The following is a 16,687-nucleotide window of genomic DNA, read 5'->3' on the forward strand; positions in this document are numbered from 1 at the left end:
GTGTATGGGATGCTAATAAACGGGTTGCATAGTTTTAACGATCTAGGGCTGGTTGCTACAAGCCGTCCACTAGTTCAACTTCCAGAACCTAAATTAGAGTATTTGCAAATACCAGGCAGGCAGGAAAGTATTGATATTAGTGAAAGTCTTGCCGGTGAAGTGTTATACGAGATGCGTGAAGGCTGTTTCGAATTCATTGTCGCAAACAAAAACAAGTGGAGTGAAACATGCCATAGTGTTAAAACGTTAATCCACGGCAAGAGTGTGAAACTGTCTCTTGATGATGAACCATTGTTCTACTATCAGGGTCGAATGTGGGTTAGTGATTTTAAATCGGATAAAAACTATTCAACTCTCACACTCAACTATAAGCTGCAACCATATAAGTATAGTGTAGATGATTCGGATGGTGTTCACACAATATGGGGTGTGCAAGTAGATGATAAGCGTGAAATAACACTCGTTCACGATTTTGACATGACACTGATTCCAGAATTTAACAACCTGTCATCTAACAGTATGCTACTGGATTCTAATGGTAAAAACTATGAGATTAAAACAGGCGTTAACCGTTTCCCACAGCTTCGTTCAAAAATAAACATGAGTTTAACATTCGTTGGAAACGGGATGGTAAATATTTCCTATAAAAGGGGGTGGTTGTGAGTGTACAGGATCATGCTTGACGGTAATACGATTTACTATCCAAATGATGACAAAGCGGTACTTGATGATATTACGTTAAACTTGGAGCTTAACACTGCAGGAACGTTAACGTTTACTTGCCCTAGTCAAAACCCTTGCTATGAGCTTATTAAAAACCGGAAATCAATAGTAAGCGTGTGGCGTGACGATGAGGAGATTTTCTTCGGCGAGGTTAGAGAACAAGTAAAAGACTTGTATGGTAGTAAGAAAGTAACTTGCGTAGGGTTGTTAACTTACTTAGCGGATAGTATTCAACCTCAGAAAGAATATCATGATCAGAGTTCCTACCAGCTTTTAGAAAAACTTTTACAAGCTCATAACAGTCAGGTAGATGATTATAAGAAAATAAGAATTGGTTTCGTCGCAGTATCTGACTCGAATGATTCACTCTACAGGTTTACTAATTTTGAAACCACGCTTGAAGCGATCATGGGTAAAATGGTTGAAAAGCTTGGCGGATATTTGCGTCTTAGAAAAGAAGACGGGAAACTTTACTTAGACTACCTACGTTTAGAAGAAATAGGTAAAGCTACAAGCCAGCATATTAGTTTCGGCTTGAACCTGCTTGAATACGCGGAAAACCTTTCAGCAGAGGATGTTACTACAGCGGTTATTCCTCTCGGCAAAGAGTTGGAAAACGAGAATGGTGAAAACGAGGTTCTTAAAAAGCATGTTGATATTACTTCAATAAACAATGGGAAAAACTATATAGTATCTCGTGAAGCGCAAAAAACATTCGGCTGGGTTTGTAAAGTTGTTAATTTCAATAATGTGACAGTTCCAACTAATCTTATGCGTAAAGCTACTAAATGGTTACAGGATAACCAGTTTGAGCATGTAGAAATAAGCCTTAGCGCGGTTGACTTATCCGCGTTAGGTTTACATTATGCGACGATTGAGTGTGGGGATAGGGTTCGTTGTCTCGCTCCACAATTTGGCATGGACCGAGTGTTTCCTGTAGTAAAACAGACTATACCGATTCAAAAACCAGGCGAAATGAGAATCGTGCTTGCGAGCAGGATTTCTAAAGGGTATGTGCAAAACGTGTCGCATGCTGTTCAAACGTTAAAAGAAGAAGCGGTTGAGGCTAGAAAAATTGATAACGAGCGTGTTAAAGCTGCGATAGATAATATTAAAGCGCAAATGGGTAATTCTCAAAGCGGCTATAAGATAAGCGAATACGATAGTAAAGGCATGTGGGTTCGTGACCTTTACATGGATACGCCTGATAAGAACACTGCTACGAAAGTGTTACAGGTTAACATGAATGGTATTGCTGGAAGCCATAACGGTTTTTCAGGCCCTTACAGTACTGCGATGACTCTTGACGGCATGGTGTATGGTGACAGGATTATCGGGCATTCGATTGACGCGGAAAAACTTTCAGTTTCTTACACTTCGCAGGTAGAAAAGCAGATTAGTAAAGCAAAAAACGAGGCTATAAAAGACACTGGTAGGAGGCTTGAAAACTATTACACGATAAGTGAAATCAACACGAAACTAAATGTTACAGACGGTAAGATTGAGGCTGGTGTTGAAAGCGTTAACCATAGTCTTAAACAGAAAAACGGTAACTATTACGGTTCGTATACTCCAAGCCAGTTTAACGCTCCTATGAGCTTGTGGCTGACTGATAGTGAAAAAATGCAGCATGTTGGTGATTTTTTCTACGACACGTCAACCGGCTACGCTTACAGGCTTATTGTTAAGCAGGAAAGTTTAGCCGTAAAATTTAATGAGAAGTCGCATACGGAATCAGCTTTTGATGATTTTGTAGACATTTTTTACAAATATGAGGATAAAATTTACGCTATACCGGGTTTAACTGGTGAAAAAATTTCTGGCGCAACAGTGTTTGTTCCATCAAACGAGTTTTGGCTACATTTTAGAACTAACTGGTCTCCGTTTGACAATTATGGTTTTAAGATTGATAGCATTAAAAAAGAGTATTCAGGAGAAATTTCAGGATACGTGTCTAAACTGCCTGAAGATATTAACATTATTGAGGTTGAAGGTGAAAATTATCCTGAGTCTGAACACCCGTATAAAGGTGGAACAAGCAAACTATGGCATTACGTTTCAGCTGACAGTATAAGTAGTTTTAGAACGTTCGATTGGATCAGAGTTAAAGATAAAGACATTGAGGCTGCTAAATTCACGGCTGATAAGGCTATTTCTAAACTAACCATAGTAGAAGATTCCATATCTTCAATGGTTAAAAAAGGTGATTTTGGTAGTTTCATGCAGCAAAACTATAACAGTTTCCTTCTCGGGTTTAACCATTCGAGTAAATACGTGCAAATAACACCCGGGCAGATAGAGCTTTACGATGGTGAAGTTGATGAGGATCATAAAAGAGCTGTTTTTGATAAAAATGGGAACAACTTCTACCGTAACGGCGTGTATATTGGCTATGTTGGAACCGGCGAGTGGGAAGAAGATAATTCTCACAAGGGTCTAGTTTTTCATCTTACTAGCGACGGAAAGTATATGGCTTTCGCGCAGCGTAAATCAGCTGATGAAGAAACATACGCTACTATGCTGTGTTTTTCACGTTCGCAAAGCATTTATAAAGAGTATGGTATTCACGCTGGATGCAACTTTTACATGCATGGTAACAAGATTATAGATCCTGTTTGGCAAGACGGTGCAGGAGTAGACGCGGATATTAACTATGTGCAGATTATTGAAATGAACCAGGATGGGAAAGCTTCAAAATGGGGTTCTAATGCTCACATGGTGTTTAAAAACGGGATACTCATGAAAGTTAAATACTATTAAACAACGCGGAAGTGAAGCGCGGAAGTGAACTTGAAAGAAGAATAAAGGGAGAATTTGTTATGGAAAAACTAATTATTCACACAAACAAAATAGTGGCTAATAAGGGCACGCGCTTAAAAGATGTGACAGAAAGTATTACAACACCTGTAGTTGATAATACGAAAATTTTATGCGAAATCAGCCACAAGCTGGATATTATTCTAAAAAGATTGGAGGAGAGTAGTGGTAAAACCGACAATTAGCTACGCGGTAGCTGTGCAAAAATATAAGGCTGAGTTAAACGAAAAAATAGTCGAGTTGAATAAGCAAATACCAATACCTACTTACATGATAGAAGGCATTGTTGCAAGCGTATTATCTGATATGCGTTCGGCAGTGATTGCGGAAAACTCGATGGAATATGAAGTGTATGTGAAACAGTTAGAAGACTATTTTAATTCTAGAGAACGCGAACTTAACGACGAGATTTTGAAAATAAAAGCCGAAAAAGCCGAAAAAGACGAAAAAGATGAAGCGGCTGGGAAAAGTGTAAAAGATGAAATGGTTGATGAAGGTGAAAAAGATGGTAAGGAGTAGTCATGTGTTGAAAAATAATATCAGTTGAAATGCTGAAATGTTGAAATGTTAGGGCAGGTGTGGTTTAAACCATGCCTGTCCTTTTTTATTACTTTTTACTTTTTACTTTTTGTTTTTTGTTTTTATAAGAGTACTGGCAAATGTTAGGAAAACTTGTAAGGAGAATTATGAGAGGATTTTGGAATATTGCTCAACTGGCTTTCACACTGGTAGGCGGCTGGCTGGGATACTTTTTAGGCGGGTGCGACGGGCTTATCCTCGCGCTCGTTTTATTTGTGGTTGCGGATTATATTACAGGCGTGATGTGTGCGGTCACGGATAAGAAACTGTCTAGCAGCATTGGTTTTAAGGGCATTTTTAGAAAGGTGCTCATTTTTATGCTTGTTGGTATAGCAAACATTATAGATTTTCATGTTTTGAAGCAAGGAAGCGTGATTAGAACCGCGGTAATTTTCTTCTACCTATCTAACGAAGGATTATCTTTAACCGAAAACGCGGCTCACCTGGGGCTTCCCGTGCCTGAGAAATTAAAAAACGTTTTAGAACAATTACATGACAAGAATAGGAAGGACAATACTCATGAGTAAAAAAGGAATAGACGTATCAGTTTGGCAGGGTGACATTGATTTCAACGCGGTGAAAGCATCCGGTGTTGAGTTTGTGATCATTCGAGCAGGATACGGTATCGGATGCAAAGACAAGTGGTTTGAACAGAACTATCGTAAAGCAAAAACATGCGGTCTTGATGTTGGAGCCTACTGGTATTCGTACGCAAACTCCAGTTCTGAGGCAGCTGAGGAAGCTCAAAGCTGTGCGAACATGCTTTCAGGTAAGAGTTTTGAGTACCCAGTTTACTTTGATTTAGAAGAAAAAAGCCAGCTTAACCGTGGGCGAGCTTTCTGCGATTCGCTGATTACCAGTTTTTGCAGCAAACTGGAAACTTGCGGGTATTATGCAGGTTTTTACACTTCGCTTTCAACCGCTAATAATCTTGTGTCATCTCATGTTAGAAACCGTTACGCTTTGTGGATCGCACAGTGGAACACGCACTGCAGTTATCAAGGCTCGTATGGTCTTTGGCAATACTCGTCAAACGGCAGCGTTCCTGGAGTAGCCGGCAGAGTTGACATGGATTATGCTTACAAGGATTATCCGAGCATTATTAAAAACGCTGGATTAAACGGATGTAAAAACGGCGGCTCTGACCAAGCTGCGCGCACGTCAAGTATTGATGAGGTGGCGCGAGAAGTTATTAACGGCGCTTGGGGTAACGGAAATGAGCGTAAACAGCGTTTAACTCAAGCCGGATACGATTATGCGAGCGTGCAAAATAAAGTTAATAAGCTTCTTGGTGTTAAAGCCTGTAGAAAGTCAGTTGATGAGCTTGCGCGTGAAGTAATCCGAGGCACGTGGGGTAACGGAAATGAGCGTAAAAACCGTTTAACTCAAGCCGGATACGATTATGATACGGTACAAAAACGAGTAAACGAACTCTTGTAAAACAGTTTGAAACTTGTAAAGCCCGAGGCTTGTTCCTACATTGGAGCAATCCTCGGGCTTTTTTTATTTTTAAGGTTAAATTATCAAGCCAAGAGGTTAAAAAACACTGTTTTTTCTTTGCCTGTGATGTAAGGAGGCACAGGCAAATGAATGTGGAAGAAAAAAGTAAGATTGGAAAACTAAGAAACATGGGGTTTGGCTATACGAAAATAGCTAAACAGTTAAATCTTTCAGTTGATACGGTTAAAAGCTACTGTAAGCGCAACAATCTTGGCGGCGTAAATGTTGGCAATAGCGTTCAATTATGTGATTTATGCGCTAAGCCTGTTAAACAGAATGCTGGTCGTAAAGTTAAACGTTTCTGCTCTGACGCGTGTAGAAACACGTGGTGGAGTAAGCATACACAGTTGGTAAAAAGACAGGCAAACTATGAGTGTGCTTGTCTTAACTGCAAAAATTCTTTTATCTCTTACGGTAATAAGACTCGAAAATACTGCTGCCACGCCTGCTATATAGAACATCGTTTTGGAGGTGAGCATCATGCAAATAAGTAATGATGCTCACGGGCTAAAGGATGTTAAAGCTAGAGCTTGGACAAAAGAGAGTATGCAGGCGGATTTTCGTTTTGAAATAGCCGAAAAACTTACCGCTTCACTCTTTGAAAAAGGGCTTATCAGCGAGCAAGAAAAAGAAAAAATAAGCCGTCTTAACAGGGAAAAATTTCACCCGTTTTACAAGGAATTATTGGGCTAAAAGCTTGATAAACACTGCTTTTAGAGTGATGAATAGTATTAGCTGAAAGTGAGGGGGAATAGTGAAAGAGATAATAAAAATAGACTCTACAATGCGAAAAACTGGTTTTGAGAAAAAGACGCGGGTTGCAGCGTATGCGAGAGTTTCTAGTGATAGTGATGAGCAGCTTCTCAGTCTAGAAGTGCAGAAGGAGCATTACGAAAACTATATTAAGTCTAATCCATGCTGGGAGTATGCGGGGCTTTACTTTGACGAGGGTATTAGCGGCACGAAAATCGGTAAGCGTGAAAGTCTTAAACAACTGCTTAAAGACTGTCAGAGCGGTCAGATAGACAGGATTATTACAAAGTCTATTAGTAGGCTTGCAAGAAACACGGTTGACTGTCTTGAAATAGTTAGAAAACTTACCGGTCTTGGTATTTATTTGTATTTTGAGAAAGAAAACATTGATACCGAGCATATGAGTTCAGAGCTTATGCTTTCTATCCTGAGTTCTATTGCGCAAAGCGAGTCAAGATCTATCTCGGAAAACAGCATGTGGGCAATTCAAAAAAGGTTCGAAAATGGAAGCTTCATCATTTCCTGCCCTGCGTATGGGTATAAAAACGAGAATAAGAAAATGATTATAGTTCCAGAGCAAGCCAGGGTAGTAAAAGAAATTTTCAACATGGCTCTTTCCGGCATGGGTGGAGAAGCAATAGCACGAGTATTGACCGATAAAAAGATTCCTGCGAAAAGAGGAGCTAAATGGTCTTCAACTACCGTGAATGCTATTTTGAACAATAAAACATACACAGGGGATGTGATTTTTCAGAAAACATTTACAGACGATAATTTTAACCGCCATAAAAACTGTGGCGAGAAAAAACAGTATGTTATTGAAAACCATCACGAGGCTATCATCAGTCATGAAACTTTTAATCTTGTAAAAGAGATTATCGCGTGGAGAAGAAATGAAAATAACATAGTATGTGGTAGTGGTAAGTACAATAAGCTTTATGCGTTTTCAGGTAAAATTCGTTGTGGTGAGTGTGGAAGCAAGTGTAAAAGACGAATAATTTATCAACATAATAAGGCGTATGGCATATGGGTTTGTATAACGCATCTTGAAGATATTCATGCTTGTTCACAAAAGTCTGTTATGGAAAGTTATCTTAAAATTTCCTTCCTGCAAATGTTAAACAAGTTAAAAGCAGGATACGTTCAAATGTTGACTCCTCTCGTAGAAAGTTTGAGAGGTGTGAATAATAAAGACGGTTTGAACAAAGTTATCGAACTCGAAGAAAAAAAGCTTAAGCTGCAAGAACAAGAGCAAGTACTCAGTAAGCTTTTCGCCGGTGGATACATTGAGATGGATTCCTACTATCTAGAAAGCAATCAGCTTAAAACGGAAATAGATACTTGTCTTAAGGAAAAACTTAAGCTTTCCAACAGTTTAAACGGTAACTTAACGCACTTAAACGAGGCACAAAAACTTCAACGGTTCGTAAGCGTCACAGAAGTATTTAGCGAGTTTAAGGATGAGGATTTTCTGGATTTTGTAGACGATGTCGTAGTTAAAAGCAGAACAGAATTTATTTTTCATTTGAAATGCGGATTGGAATTAGAAGAAGAGGTGAAAGAAACATGGCACGCATCCCATATGGTTACAGAATAGTAGACGGTAAAGCGGTTATAGATGAAGTAAAAGCTCAAGAAGTAAGAGAGTTTTTTCGTTTCTATCTTGAATTTAAAAATATTTCTCAAGCTGCTAAAAAATCAGGTATAAAAAGGGATTGGCCAGTCACGGGCAAAATTCTTAGCAAGAAATTGTATTTAGGAACAGAGTTTTATCCTCAGATTATCGATGAGGATATGTTTAGACAAGTGCAACAAATAAGGCATGAGAATGCTATCAGGAATCATCGTTATAAAGAGCCTAAGCCAATAAAGGAAATTCGGCTTATTACAAGCTACCAGTTAGAAAAGGTAGAAAAGAAATACGATGATCCTTATCTGCAAGCAGTATACGCTTACAGTCAAATCAAGGAGGTGTAAAATGAATGCCAACGTTACAATTATTCCACCAAGAAAAATAGCGGGGAATACGGTAGATAAGCATGAAGATAAGCCGAAGTTAAGAGTAGTAGCGTATTGTCGTGTCAGTACTGACAGTGAAGAACAGGCAACAAGTTATGACACGCAAGTTCAGCATTATACGGATTATATTTCAAGAAATCCTCTCTGGGAGTTTGCCGGCATTTACGCTGATGACGGTATTTCAGGAACCAGCACGAAAAAACGTGTCGGTTTCAACGACATGATCCACGATTGCATGAGTGGCAAAGTAGACATGGTTATCACTAAGTCGATTAGCCGTTTTGCGAGAAACACTATCGACTGTTTAAAGTTTGTTAGACAGTTGAAAGACAAAAACATTCCGATCATTTTTGAAAAAGAAAACATCAACACCATGGAAGCAAGCGGAGAACTATTGCTTACTATCATGGCTTCTTTAGCTCAACAGGAATCCGCGTCGCTTTCTCAGAATGTGAAGCTTGGACTTAAGTTTCGCTACCAGGAAGGCAAAGTGCAAATCAACCATAACTGGTTTTTAGGATACACAAAAGACGATGAGGGGAATCTTGTAATTCTTGAACAGGAAGCAAAAGTTGTAAGAAGAATTTATAGAGAATATTTAGAAGGAGCAAGTCTTAGAGACATAGCGGAGGGCCTTGAAAAAGACGGCATTAAAAACGGTGCCGGGCATTTAAAATGGAATTTATCTAATATTAAAGGCATCTTGCAAAACGAAAAATATATTGGTGATGCTCTTTTACAAAAAACCATCACGACAGATTTTATCAACCATGTTCGTATAAAAAATGATGGAACAGAACCACAGTATTATGTAAAAGATAGCCACACTCCTATTATTCCAAGAGATATTTTCTTTAAAGTTCAAGAAGAAATTGTAAGACGAGCCAACATGTTTAGCGGTGAGGAGAACAAAAAAGAAGAGTCTATTCCAGCAAGTACGCTCTATCCAGCCTATGTGTTTGTGCTAAATGCGGGGATGTTTACAGAAGAATTGCTTGGAACAACCGAGGAGTGCATTCTGTTGTCTGGCGTTGTTGCACCAGAGTGGAAAACGGTCCTAGTGCTTGTGACGCTCTGACAGTACAAGAGAACGAACTGCAGTCTGCCATAGTGAAAGCCATAAACAAGGTGTTTAGTATACCGGATGAAGTATTGGATACGTTGAAGAATAATATTAGAGAAATTATCGCGGGCAATAACTTAAACGAGATTGAAACGGTTGATAAAAGAATTGCAGACAAACAAGCGACACTACTAACCTTGCTTAAAGCTAAAAAAGACTACACGAAAATAGCTGATGAGATTGATGAGCTTAAAGGTAAGAAACAGCAGCTTCTTATAGAAAAAGCAGGTCAAGAAGATGCTAAAAGACGAATCAGAGAAATGGAAGATTTTCTGAAAAATGAACGTCACGATATTAGTGAGTATGATGAGAAGCTGGTAAGAAAGTACATCAAGAAAATAAAAGTTTACGAGGACAGGTTCAGCGTAACTTTTAAATCAGAGATTAGTGTTGATGTTGAAAGGGCATCGTAAAAGTCAAAAGAATGTGAGCGTTTGAAATGTTACAAAAGTCAGCCTATGGGGAATCCTCTCTAGGCTGTTTTTATGCTAAACTCAAGCTATTAAGCAAACGTAAACCTTTTAACGATAGCCTTTTCCTATCGTTAAAAAGTGCACCCACTATCCATAGTGTGCACTCAAAAAAGTGTAGCTATACTTGGAGTTCTCTCAATCCACGTCGAGAGTGTCGTATTGATGTCAAAGGCTTAATAGGTGGGTGCAAATTTGCCCTTGTGTAGCAGGGCTTAGCGAGGGCTATCGTTAAAAGGTTTAATGTGCGGCGGCTTTAAGCTGGGTTCTCGTGATTTTTGAGTGCAGTTTGGCTGTTTGAGGGAAGATGTCGACGCTCTAGGGTTGAGTGCACAGGATGTTAACGTTAAAAGGTGCACACACTTTGCACCCACCCTGTGAAGTGGGAAAATATAGCTCAAAAGGTAAAATGAAACCTGATTATTAGTATGTGCACGAGGAGGTGCTTAAGGAATGGATAATAAGAAGTTTATCGCAGAGACGAAAGATGTTCGTTTAACGGTGAAACGTGCTGATACCTTTGGTGTGAGCTTTGTTAACTGTGAACAAGATATATTGAGGGTTGAGGAAGCGCAAAATGTTATAAGGCTTATTCAAACTAAAAAAGTCTCAGCTTCGAATTGGGTGAGGTGGCTTACTCAGGGTATGCCTGAAATTGTTGTGAGTTTGCCACATGATGTGGAAGTTTGTGAGGTTGAATCTGATTCTAATCAAGTGCTCATCACGGATATTGAGATTGGTAAGCTTTATGTAGAAGTGAACAATGGCAAGGTAGAAGTTGTTAATTTGAAGGCGGATGATGTCTTTCTTAAATGTTATAATGGGTTGGCTTCAGCAACAAACGTAGAAGTAACTCATGTTTGTACGCTTGATACGTTAAATGGCATGAGTATTTTAGAAGGAACAATCACCAAGGATGCAAGCCTTGAAGTAGATTGTGAGAATGGTGTCACCGAGGTTTCAGATAGGAAGAAGGTAAATTGTAAAAACGATGGATTTGCGCATTACATGGTGCACTGTCTTAATGGGAAAGCTATTGCGAAGTAGCAGACATATAGATCAAAAAAGGAGCAATAAAACTTGATATAAGTTGGAATTAGAGCGTATATAGACATACCAAAATGAAGGAGGAAGTCGTATATGCTCTATGTAAAATTTGATGATTTCGAAGATGTTAGTGTCATGGGAAATGAGAAAGACCATGGCATGTTTATTCCAATTAAGGATGGAAATGTGTATGCTGAGTGCGAACGGTGCGGTGTAGTTGAAAGGATCACCTCACCATGCGAGTTCATTGCTAGCACATTTAAGTCAAGAGTGAACTTTAATGAAGGTTATGAACTTTGTGAGAAGTGCTTGCAAGAGGTTGAGTTTGTTACTGTCGCTTTGAGAACTGGAAAATTGCCTAATCGAGAATTGAAATGACTGAAAAGCAAAGCAGTGATAACCGTAGTAATACATGAAAAACTAAACGTTAAAAGGTGCACACACTTTGCACCCGGGCGGTAAATGATAATTTAGGGAGGCGTTTTATGTCAGTAATTAAAATTGAAAACCTCACTTTCTCATATTATGGATATGTAAAACCCATATTTAAAAATGTATCGTTTTCCTTTGATACAAACTGGAAAACGGGATTGATAGGAAGAAATGGAATCGGTAAATCAACTCTATTTAAGTTACTTTTAAATCAAGAAACTTATCAAGGTAAAATAAGCAAGGATGTTGAATTTATTAAATTTCCACCAAATATAAGCGATACTTCAAAATTAGGAATTGAGTTATATAAAGAACTAATATCAGATGATGAAGAATGGAAGTTATTTAGAGAACTCAGTTTGCTAAATGTAGATGAGAACCTTGTTTACAGAGAGTTTGAAACGCTTTCTAAAGGGGAACAAACAAAAATCCTTTTAGCTATTTTGTTTACAAGAGAAGATGGCTTTTTACTTATTGATGAACCAACAAACCATTTAGATATGGACGGAAGAAAAATTGTAAGTGAATATCTGAAAAGTAAAAAAGGATTTTTGCTTATATCTCATGATAGAGATTTTTTAGATGGTTGTATCAATCATGTTATTTCTATTAACAGGAATTCTATTGATGTCCAATCGGGAAATTTTACATCATGGTATGAAAACAAAGTGATGAAAGACCAATTTGAAATTAGTCAAAATGAGAGATTAAGAAAAGATATTAAACGATTAAAAGAGTCTGCAAGACAAAGTCAAATTTGGTCTGATAAAATTGAAAATACTAAAAATGGTGTAAAAGTATCAGGTGTAAAACCAGACAAAGGACATATAGGTCATCAATCAGCCAAGATGATGAAAAAATCTAAGAATTTGGAGAATAGACAAAACAAGGCAATAGAAGAAAAACAGAGTTTACTAAAAGATATCGAAACAAAGGAAAGTCTATTATTGCATCCATTACATCATCATAAAAATCCTCTAATATCGGTTAGCAATTTATCATCATGCTATGGAGAGAGACAGATCCTAAATAATGTAAGTTTCGAGATAAAGCAAGGCGACATAGTGGCTATATATGGGGGTAATGGTAGCGGAAAATCAACCTTGATTAAAATTTTATTAGGTATAAATCACGAGTATACAGGTGAGATAAAATTAGCAGGTAATTTAAAAATCTCGTATATTCCTCAAGACACATCTAATTTAACAGGTAGCCTAAATGAATATATTCACAAGCAAGATGTTGATGAAACATTGTGTAAAACAATTCTAAGAAAATTAGATTTTTCAAGAGAATTATTTGAAATGGATATGAAGAATTATAGTGATGGACAAAAAAAGAAAGTTTTAATTGCTGTAAGTTTCTCAAAGCCAGCTCATATATTTGTTTGGGACGAACCACTGAATTATATAGATGTAATATCAAGAATACAGATTGAGGAAATTATAAAAGAAGCAAAGCCTACACTCATATTTGTGGAACACGATAAGCGATTTGTAGAAGATATCGCTAATAAAATAATACAATTTTAAGTAAAATCCAAATCCCAGTTTGTAGTGCCTTAGACTTTTATCATCATACGACATTCCCCTTGCCAGTTTCTCTCCTGCAATGAACGTTAAGGCTCTTTTATTGATGCATGGTTATCATAAGGGTAGTCTTGATACACGTGAGACTGTCGTATTGATGTCTAGGGCTTAATAGGTGGGTGCATTTTTGCCCTTGTGTAGCAAGGCTTAGCGAGGGTTATCGTTAAAAGGTTTAATGCGAAGCAGCTTTAAGCTGTGTTCTCGCGGTGTTTGAGCGTATTTTGGCTGTTTGAGGGAAGATGTCTACGCTCTAGGGTCGAGTGCACAGGATGTTAACGTTAAAAAGTGCACCCACTTTGCACCCAGGCTGTGAAGTGGGAAAATATAGCTCAAAAGGTAAAATGAAACCTGATTATTAGTATGTGTACGAGGGGGTGTTTAAGGAATGGACAAGCTCGTTCGTTTTTGCCGTGAAGTAGCGACATTCGGCTTGACGGTTGCCTTAATCGCGATGCTGGTTGCCTTAATATGGGGTGGCACACTTGCTATTAGAATTGGTTTTACCTCTTTTGTTATTGGTGTCACAGTGATCTCGCTTAAGACTGTCCTTCGAAAGACTGATTGAATTTTGTTTGGTTCAAGTCAATAGTTGAATATCTCACGTTGGGTGACTATTACTGATCTCTGTCAGTAATAGTCACTTCTTTTTATGAATCTTAAAGTCAGGCTCAATGTCCGTCCTGTTTAGCCGGTGATTAGGGGTAATCGTTAAAAGATTAACAATTGTATCAATGAACATGCACGGAAATTGCAGAACCAGGATGAGTATGAGAAAAAATATACGAGTCTAGTGAACAGGTTCAATACTGTAGAATCAAGGCTTAATGGAGTAAAAGCTCGCATTGTTGAAAAGCAAATGAGGCATGATGGAGTTGAATATTTTATCGAGGACTTGAAAAACAGGACTTGTTAGCAGTGTTCGATGAAAACGTCTGGCTTAGCATGGTTGACCATCTAACTGTGCATCACGATGGAAAGGTTGATCTTACTTTCCTTGATGGGAGTGTAATGAAAGTAGACGAGTAAATAACAAATATACAATATATGAAGGCAAGTCAATATAGATTTTTTCTTGTATGATTAACTCAAGAAAAGTTAGCATAAAAGGTTGGCAAGCCATGAAAAAACTGACAAAATCCTTGACAGACAGACAGCGTAGTTCTGTCTCTTTTCACGTAGAATTTTTAATTGGCAGAAATATATACCTGATGTATAGGTATGCGTTCCTTCCTATCTTTATGAAATTTTTCAAAACAATAAAAGAACATTATTAGATTAAAAAGGAGGATTTATGAAAAATACGAAAAAATGCCCAAAGTGTGGGGGAAGTGAAATTATATTTGTGCCTGGATCTGCTGGGGTTTATGGGACTGGAAATAATATTATGACTGGCCATACAATTATGTCGGCAGTACCTATTGATAGGTATATTTGCACTGCCTGTGGTTTTAGCGAGGAGTGGATTGACCTTGATAATATGGATAAATTAAAAAAGAAATATGATGAGATTTAAATGAGAGTTACTTTTATATGAGGGTGGGATAATAGTTAAAACAGCAGGTCGAGGATTAAAATCGACCTGTTTTTATGTTTAAGGCACTTAGCTTTCAAGATATAATGAGTATTAGAAGATAAATTTGTAAAAGCTCATTTCAATAGATGAAGGAGGTGCTTTCATGTCCAATTCAAACTCAAATTACACTAAGCAACTCATTGATGATTACTGTGTGCTAGATACCGAAACGACCGGCTTTTCTGCGTATTATAATGAGATTATTGAGATTGGTATCTTAAAAGTTAGAAATAATGAGATAGTAGACCGTTATGATCAGCTGATTAAACCGAGTATAGAAGTAGACGGTTTTATTACAGCATTAACAGGAATAACTAATGACATGCTGGAAGGTATGCCATCTATAGACAGTGTGAAAACGTCTGTGCTTTCGTTCATAGGTGATGACATTATCCTTGGTCATAGGACTTCTTTTGATATGCGCTTTTTGAATGAAGGCTTTAAGGAACAACTGACTAACCGGTATATGGATACGATGCAATTTGCAAGAAAACTGTATCCTGAGCTGAAACATCACAGACTCTCCGATTTAACTGACTACTTAGGATTACACAATAATGAACACCGTGCTTTATCAGACTGCACATCAACGAAAGAATTATATGATGCTGTTAAAACACGCATGGCTGAGAAGAATCTAGTAATTGAAGATTTATGGCCTGTTAGCGGAAGTCACGGTGGTAAAGGGATAGATATCAAAGCAATTAAGCCTGATGAAGTGGTTGTTGATAAAGATGGATTTTTCTATAATCGGCACGTGGTTTTCACCGGTAAGCTTGAGAAAATGCTTCGAAAAGATGCTAAGCAGATTGTAGTGAATCTCGGCGGTGTCTTAGATAATAGTGTGACTAAGCAGACGAACTGTCTGATCCTTGGTGACAATGATTACAATGCAATTCTTAAAGGTGAGAAGTCTTCAAAGCATAAGAAAGCGGAAAAGCTCAAGCTTGAGGGGCAAGATATAGAAATTATTGATGAGCGTACTTTCTATGATTTGCTAAATGTGTGAAATTGGATGATTGAGAGGTGATTACGTGTCTAAAATAAATGTTGAAGGTTCAGAAATCAGTATTATTGCCATTGACAATAGAGATTATATTTCTTTAACGGATATGGTTAGAAATATTGATAACGGTTCTGCTTTGATTGAAAAGTGGCTTAGGAATAAGAATACGATAGAGTTTTTAGGTATTTGGGAAGAAATGTATAACACGAATTTTAATTCCACCGAATTCGAGGGAATTAAAAATGAAGCAGGACTTAACCGTTTTATATTATCTGTTAAGCAATGGGTGGGGAAATCAATTTTATTTATGCAAATGAAGCGGATATTCTTAATGTTTCTTTATTTGGAATAACAGCTAAAGAGTGGCGTGATGAAAATCCGGATTTAAAAGGCAATATTAGAGATTATGCAGATATATCTCAGCTTGTTTGCCTTTCTAATCTTGAGAATCTTAATGCGGTATTTATAAATGAAGGTATGAGTCAATCTGAAAGATTGGAGAAATTAAATGCAATAGCTATTGAACAAATGAGGATACTATCTGAAAGTGAATCAATTAAAAAATTGCAATAAGCTTGCGTCGTATCATTGGGAAACAGTAGCGATGTCTCGGGAAGAGTTTCGTATACCGGAAAACTATATGGATAAAGATGAATTGTATCTCTTTGTGTCGCGCGATATTCTGGATTCTCATTATGATTTGTCTAAAGTCACTCTTGGAGATAAGCCCATCGAATTAGTTGACTCATCGTTCAATTTACCTGGTCCAGGACTTAAAGCTTTATTTTTAGTTGGTAAATTTGATTTAAAAGACAAGCCAAGCTCTAATGTTTTTAAAGTACCAGGAGTTAATAAAGCAGGTAATGTTGCTGTAGGTTATAAGAAGAAATAGTAATATTTTGCACTCAAGAATCAAGCTATTAAGCCAATCTCAAACTTTTTAACGATAGCTTTTTCTATCGTTAAAAGATGCACCCACTATCCCATAGTGTGCACTCAAAAAAGTGTAGCTATACTACCCGTTCTCTCAATCCATACAGAATCAGTGGCGCTCCT

16 protein-coding genes and 4 pseudogenes are annotated in these 16,687 nt (G+C 37.7%); all 20 read left to right on the top strand.

What is annotated here, in order from left to right; translation table 11 throughout:
* Positions 1 to 9: 9 nt before the first annotated feature.
* Entirely contained in the window at positions 10 to 663 is a 654-nt protein-coding gene (locus HXT28_RS01395; protein WP_421777187.1) for a hypothetical protein, read from the top strand.
* A gap of 12 nt (positions 664 to 675) precedes the next feature.
* Complete coding sequence (locus HXT28_RS01400) at positions 676 to 3,483, top strand: phage tail spike protein (protein WP_422113683.1); 2,808 nt, start codon at positions 676 to 678, stop codon at positions 3,481 to 3,483.
* A 59-nt stretch (positions 3,484 to 3,542) separates the two neighbouring features.
* A complete protein-coding gene (locus tag HXT28_RS01405) occupies positions 3,543 to 3,725 on the top strand; it encodes a hypothetical protein (RefSeq protein ID WP_076002854.1) in 183 nt (60 codons plus the stop codon).
* Entirely contained in the window at positions 3,706 to 4,059 is a 354-nt protein-coding gene (locus tag HXT28_RS01410) for a toxin (protein ID WP_422113541.1), read from the top strand. The genes HXT28_RS01405 and HXT28_RS01410 overlap by 20 nt, the downstream gene beginning before the upstream one ends.
* A gap of 167 nt (positions 4,060 to 4,226) precedes the next feature.
* Positions 4,227 to 4,646 carry a phage holin family protein gene (locus HXT28_RS01415; RefSeq protein WP_004118368.1) on the top strand — a complete coding sequence of 140 codons (420 nt, stop codon included), beginning with the start codon at positions 4,227 to 4,229 and terminating at the stop codon, positions 4,644 to 4,646.
* Positions 4,639 to 5,559, top strand: a complete 921-nt coding sequence (locus HXT28_RS01420; protein WP_422113542.1) for a GH25 family lysozyme — start codon at positions 4,639 to 4,641, stop codon at positions 5,557 to 5,559. The genes HXT28_RS01415 and HXT28_RS01420 overlap by 8 nt, the downstream gene beginning before the upstream one ends.
* A 146-nt stretch (positions 5,560 to 5,705) precedes the next feature.
* Entirely contained in the window at positions 5,706 to 6,113 is a 408-nt protein-coding gene (locus tag HXT28_RS01425) for a hypothetical protein (RefSeq protein WP_020760683.1), read from the top strand.
* Positions 6,100 to 6,312, top strand: coding sequence for an SHOCT domain-containing protein (locus HXT28_RS01430; protein WP_111822612.1), 213 nt, complete (start codon positions 6,100 to 6,102; stop codon positions 6,310 to 6,312). Before HXT28_RS01425 ends, HXT28_RS01430 begins: the two co-directional genes overlap by 14 nt.
* A 61-nt stretch (positions 6,313 to 6,373) precedes the next feature.
* Positions 6,374 to 7,969: a recombinase family protein gene (locus HXT28_RS01435; RefSeq protein WP_422113543.1), complete on the top strand. Its 1,596-nt coding sequence runs from the start codon at positions 6,374 to 6,376 to the stop codon at positions 7,967 to 7,969.
* The gene (locus tag HXT28_RS01440) at positions 7,939 to 8,349 is read left to right on the top strand and encodes a DNA recombinase (RefSeq protein ID WP_422113544.1); all 411 of its coding nucleotides are present in this window, start codon (positions 7,939 to 7,941) and stop codon (positions 8,347 to 8,349) included. Before HXT28_RS01435 ends, HXT28_RS01440 begins: the two co-directional genes overlap by 31 nt.
* A 1-nt stretch (position 8,350) precedes the next feature.
* Positions 8,351 to 9,927 (top strand): annotated as a pseudogene (locus tag HXT28_RS01445) (recombinase family protein).
* A gap of 510 nt (positions 9,928 to 10,437) precedes the next feature.
* A complete protein-coding gene (locus HXT28_RS01450) occupies positions 10,438 to 11,031 on the top strand; it encodes a DUF4097 family beta strand repeat-containing protein (RefSeq protein ID WP_422113545.1) in 594 nt (197 codons plus the stop codon).
* A gap of 93 nt (positions 11,032 to 11,124) precedes the next feature.
* Positions 11,125 to 11,409, top strand: a complete 285-nt coding sequence (locus HXT28_RS01455; RefSeq protein WP_420027700.1) for a hypothetical protein — start codon at positions 11,125 to 11,127, stop codon at positions 11,407 to 11,409.
* A gap of 107 nt (positions 11,410 to 11,516) precedes the next feature.
* Positions 11,517 to 12,995, top strand: coding sequence for an Lsa family ABC-F type ribosomal protection protein (locus HXT28_RS01460; RefSeq protein ID WP_004113321.1), 1,479 nt, complete (start codon positions 11,517 to 11,519; stop codon positions 12,993 to 12,995).
* Positions 12,996 to 13,437: 442 nt separating this feature from the next.
* On the top strand, positions 13,438 to 13,617 hold the full coding sequence (locus HXT28_RS01465) for a hypothetical protein (protein WP_004114740.1): 180 nt from the start codon (positions 13,438 to 13,440) through the stop codon (positions 13,615 to 13,617).
* Positions 13,618 to 13,800: 183 nt separating this feature from the next.
* Positions 13,801 to 14,078 (top strand): annotated as a pseudogene (locus HXT28_RS01470) (hypothetical protein).
* A gap of 265 nt (positions 14,079 to 14,343) precedes the next feature.
* Positions 14,344 to 14,565, top strand: a complete 222-nt coding sequence (locus tag HXT28_RS01475) for a hypothetical protein (protein WP_004128528.1) — start codon at positions 14,344 to 14,346, stop codon at positions 14,563 to 14,565.
* 163 nt (positions 14,566 to 14,728) lie between these two features.
* Positions 14,729 to 15,634, top strand: a complete 906-nt coding sequence (locus HXT28_RS01480; protein WP_064623273.1) for a BRCT domain-containing protein — start codon at positions 14,729 to 14,731, stop codon at positions 15,632 to 15,634.
* Between the two features lie 25 nt (positions 15,635 to 15,659).
* A pseudogene (locus HXT28_RS01485) lies at positions 15,660 to 16,204 on the top strand (KilA-N domain-containing protein).
* Positions 16,203 to 16,523: pseudogene (locus tag HXT28_RS01490) on the top strand (hypothetical protein); the annotation flags it as partial. The pseudogenes HXT28_RS01485 and HXT28_RS01490, both read left to right, overlap by 2 nt.
* Positions 16,524 to 16,687: the final 164 nt, after the last annotated feature.

Origin of the sequence: Gardnerella washingtoni, from assembly GCF_049262705.1 — a bacterium.
Classification (GTDB): Bacteria; Actinomycetota; Actinomycetes; order Actinomycetales; family Bifidobacteriaceae; genus Bifidobacterium; species Bifidobacterium vaginale_D.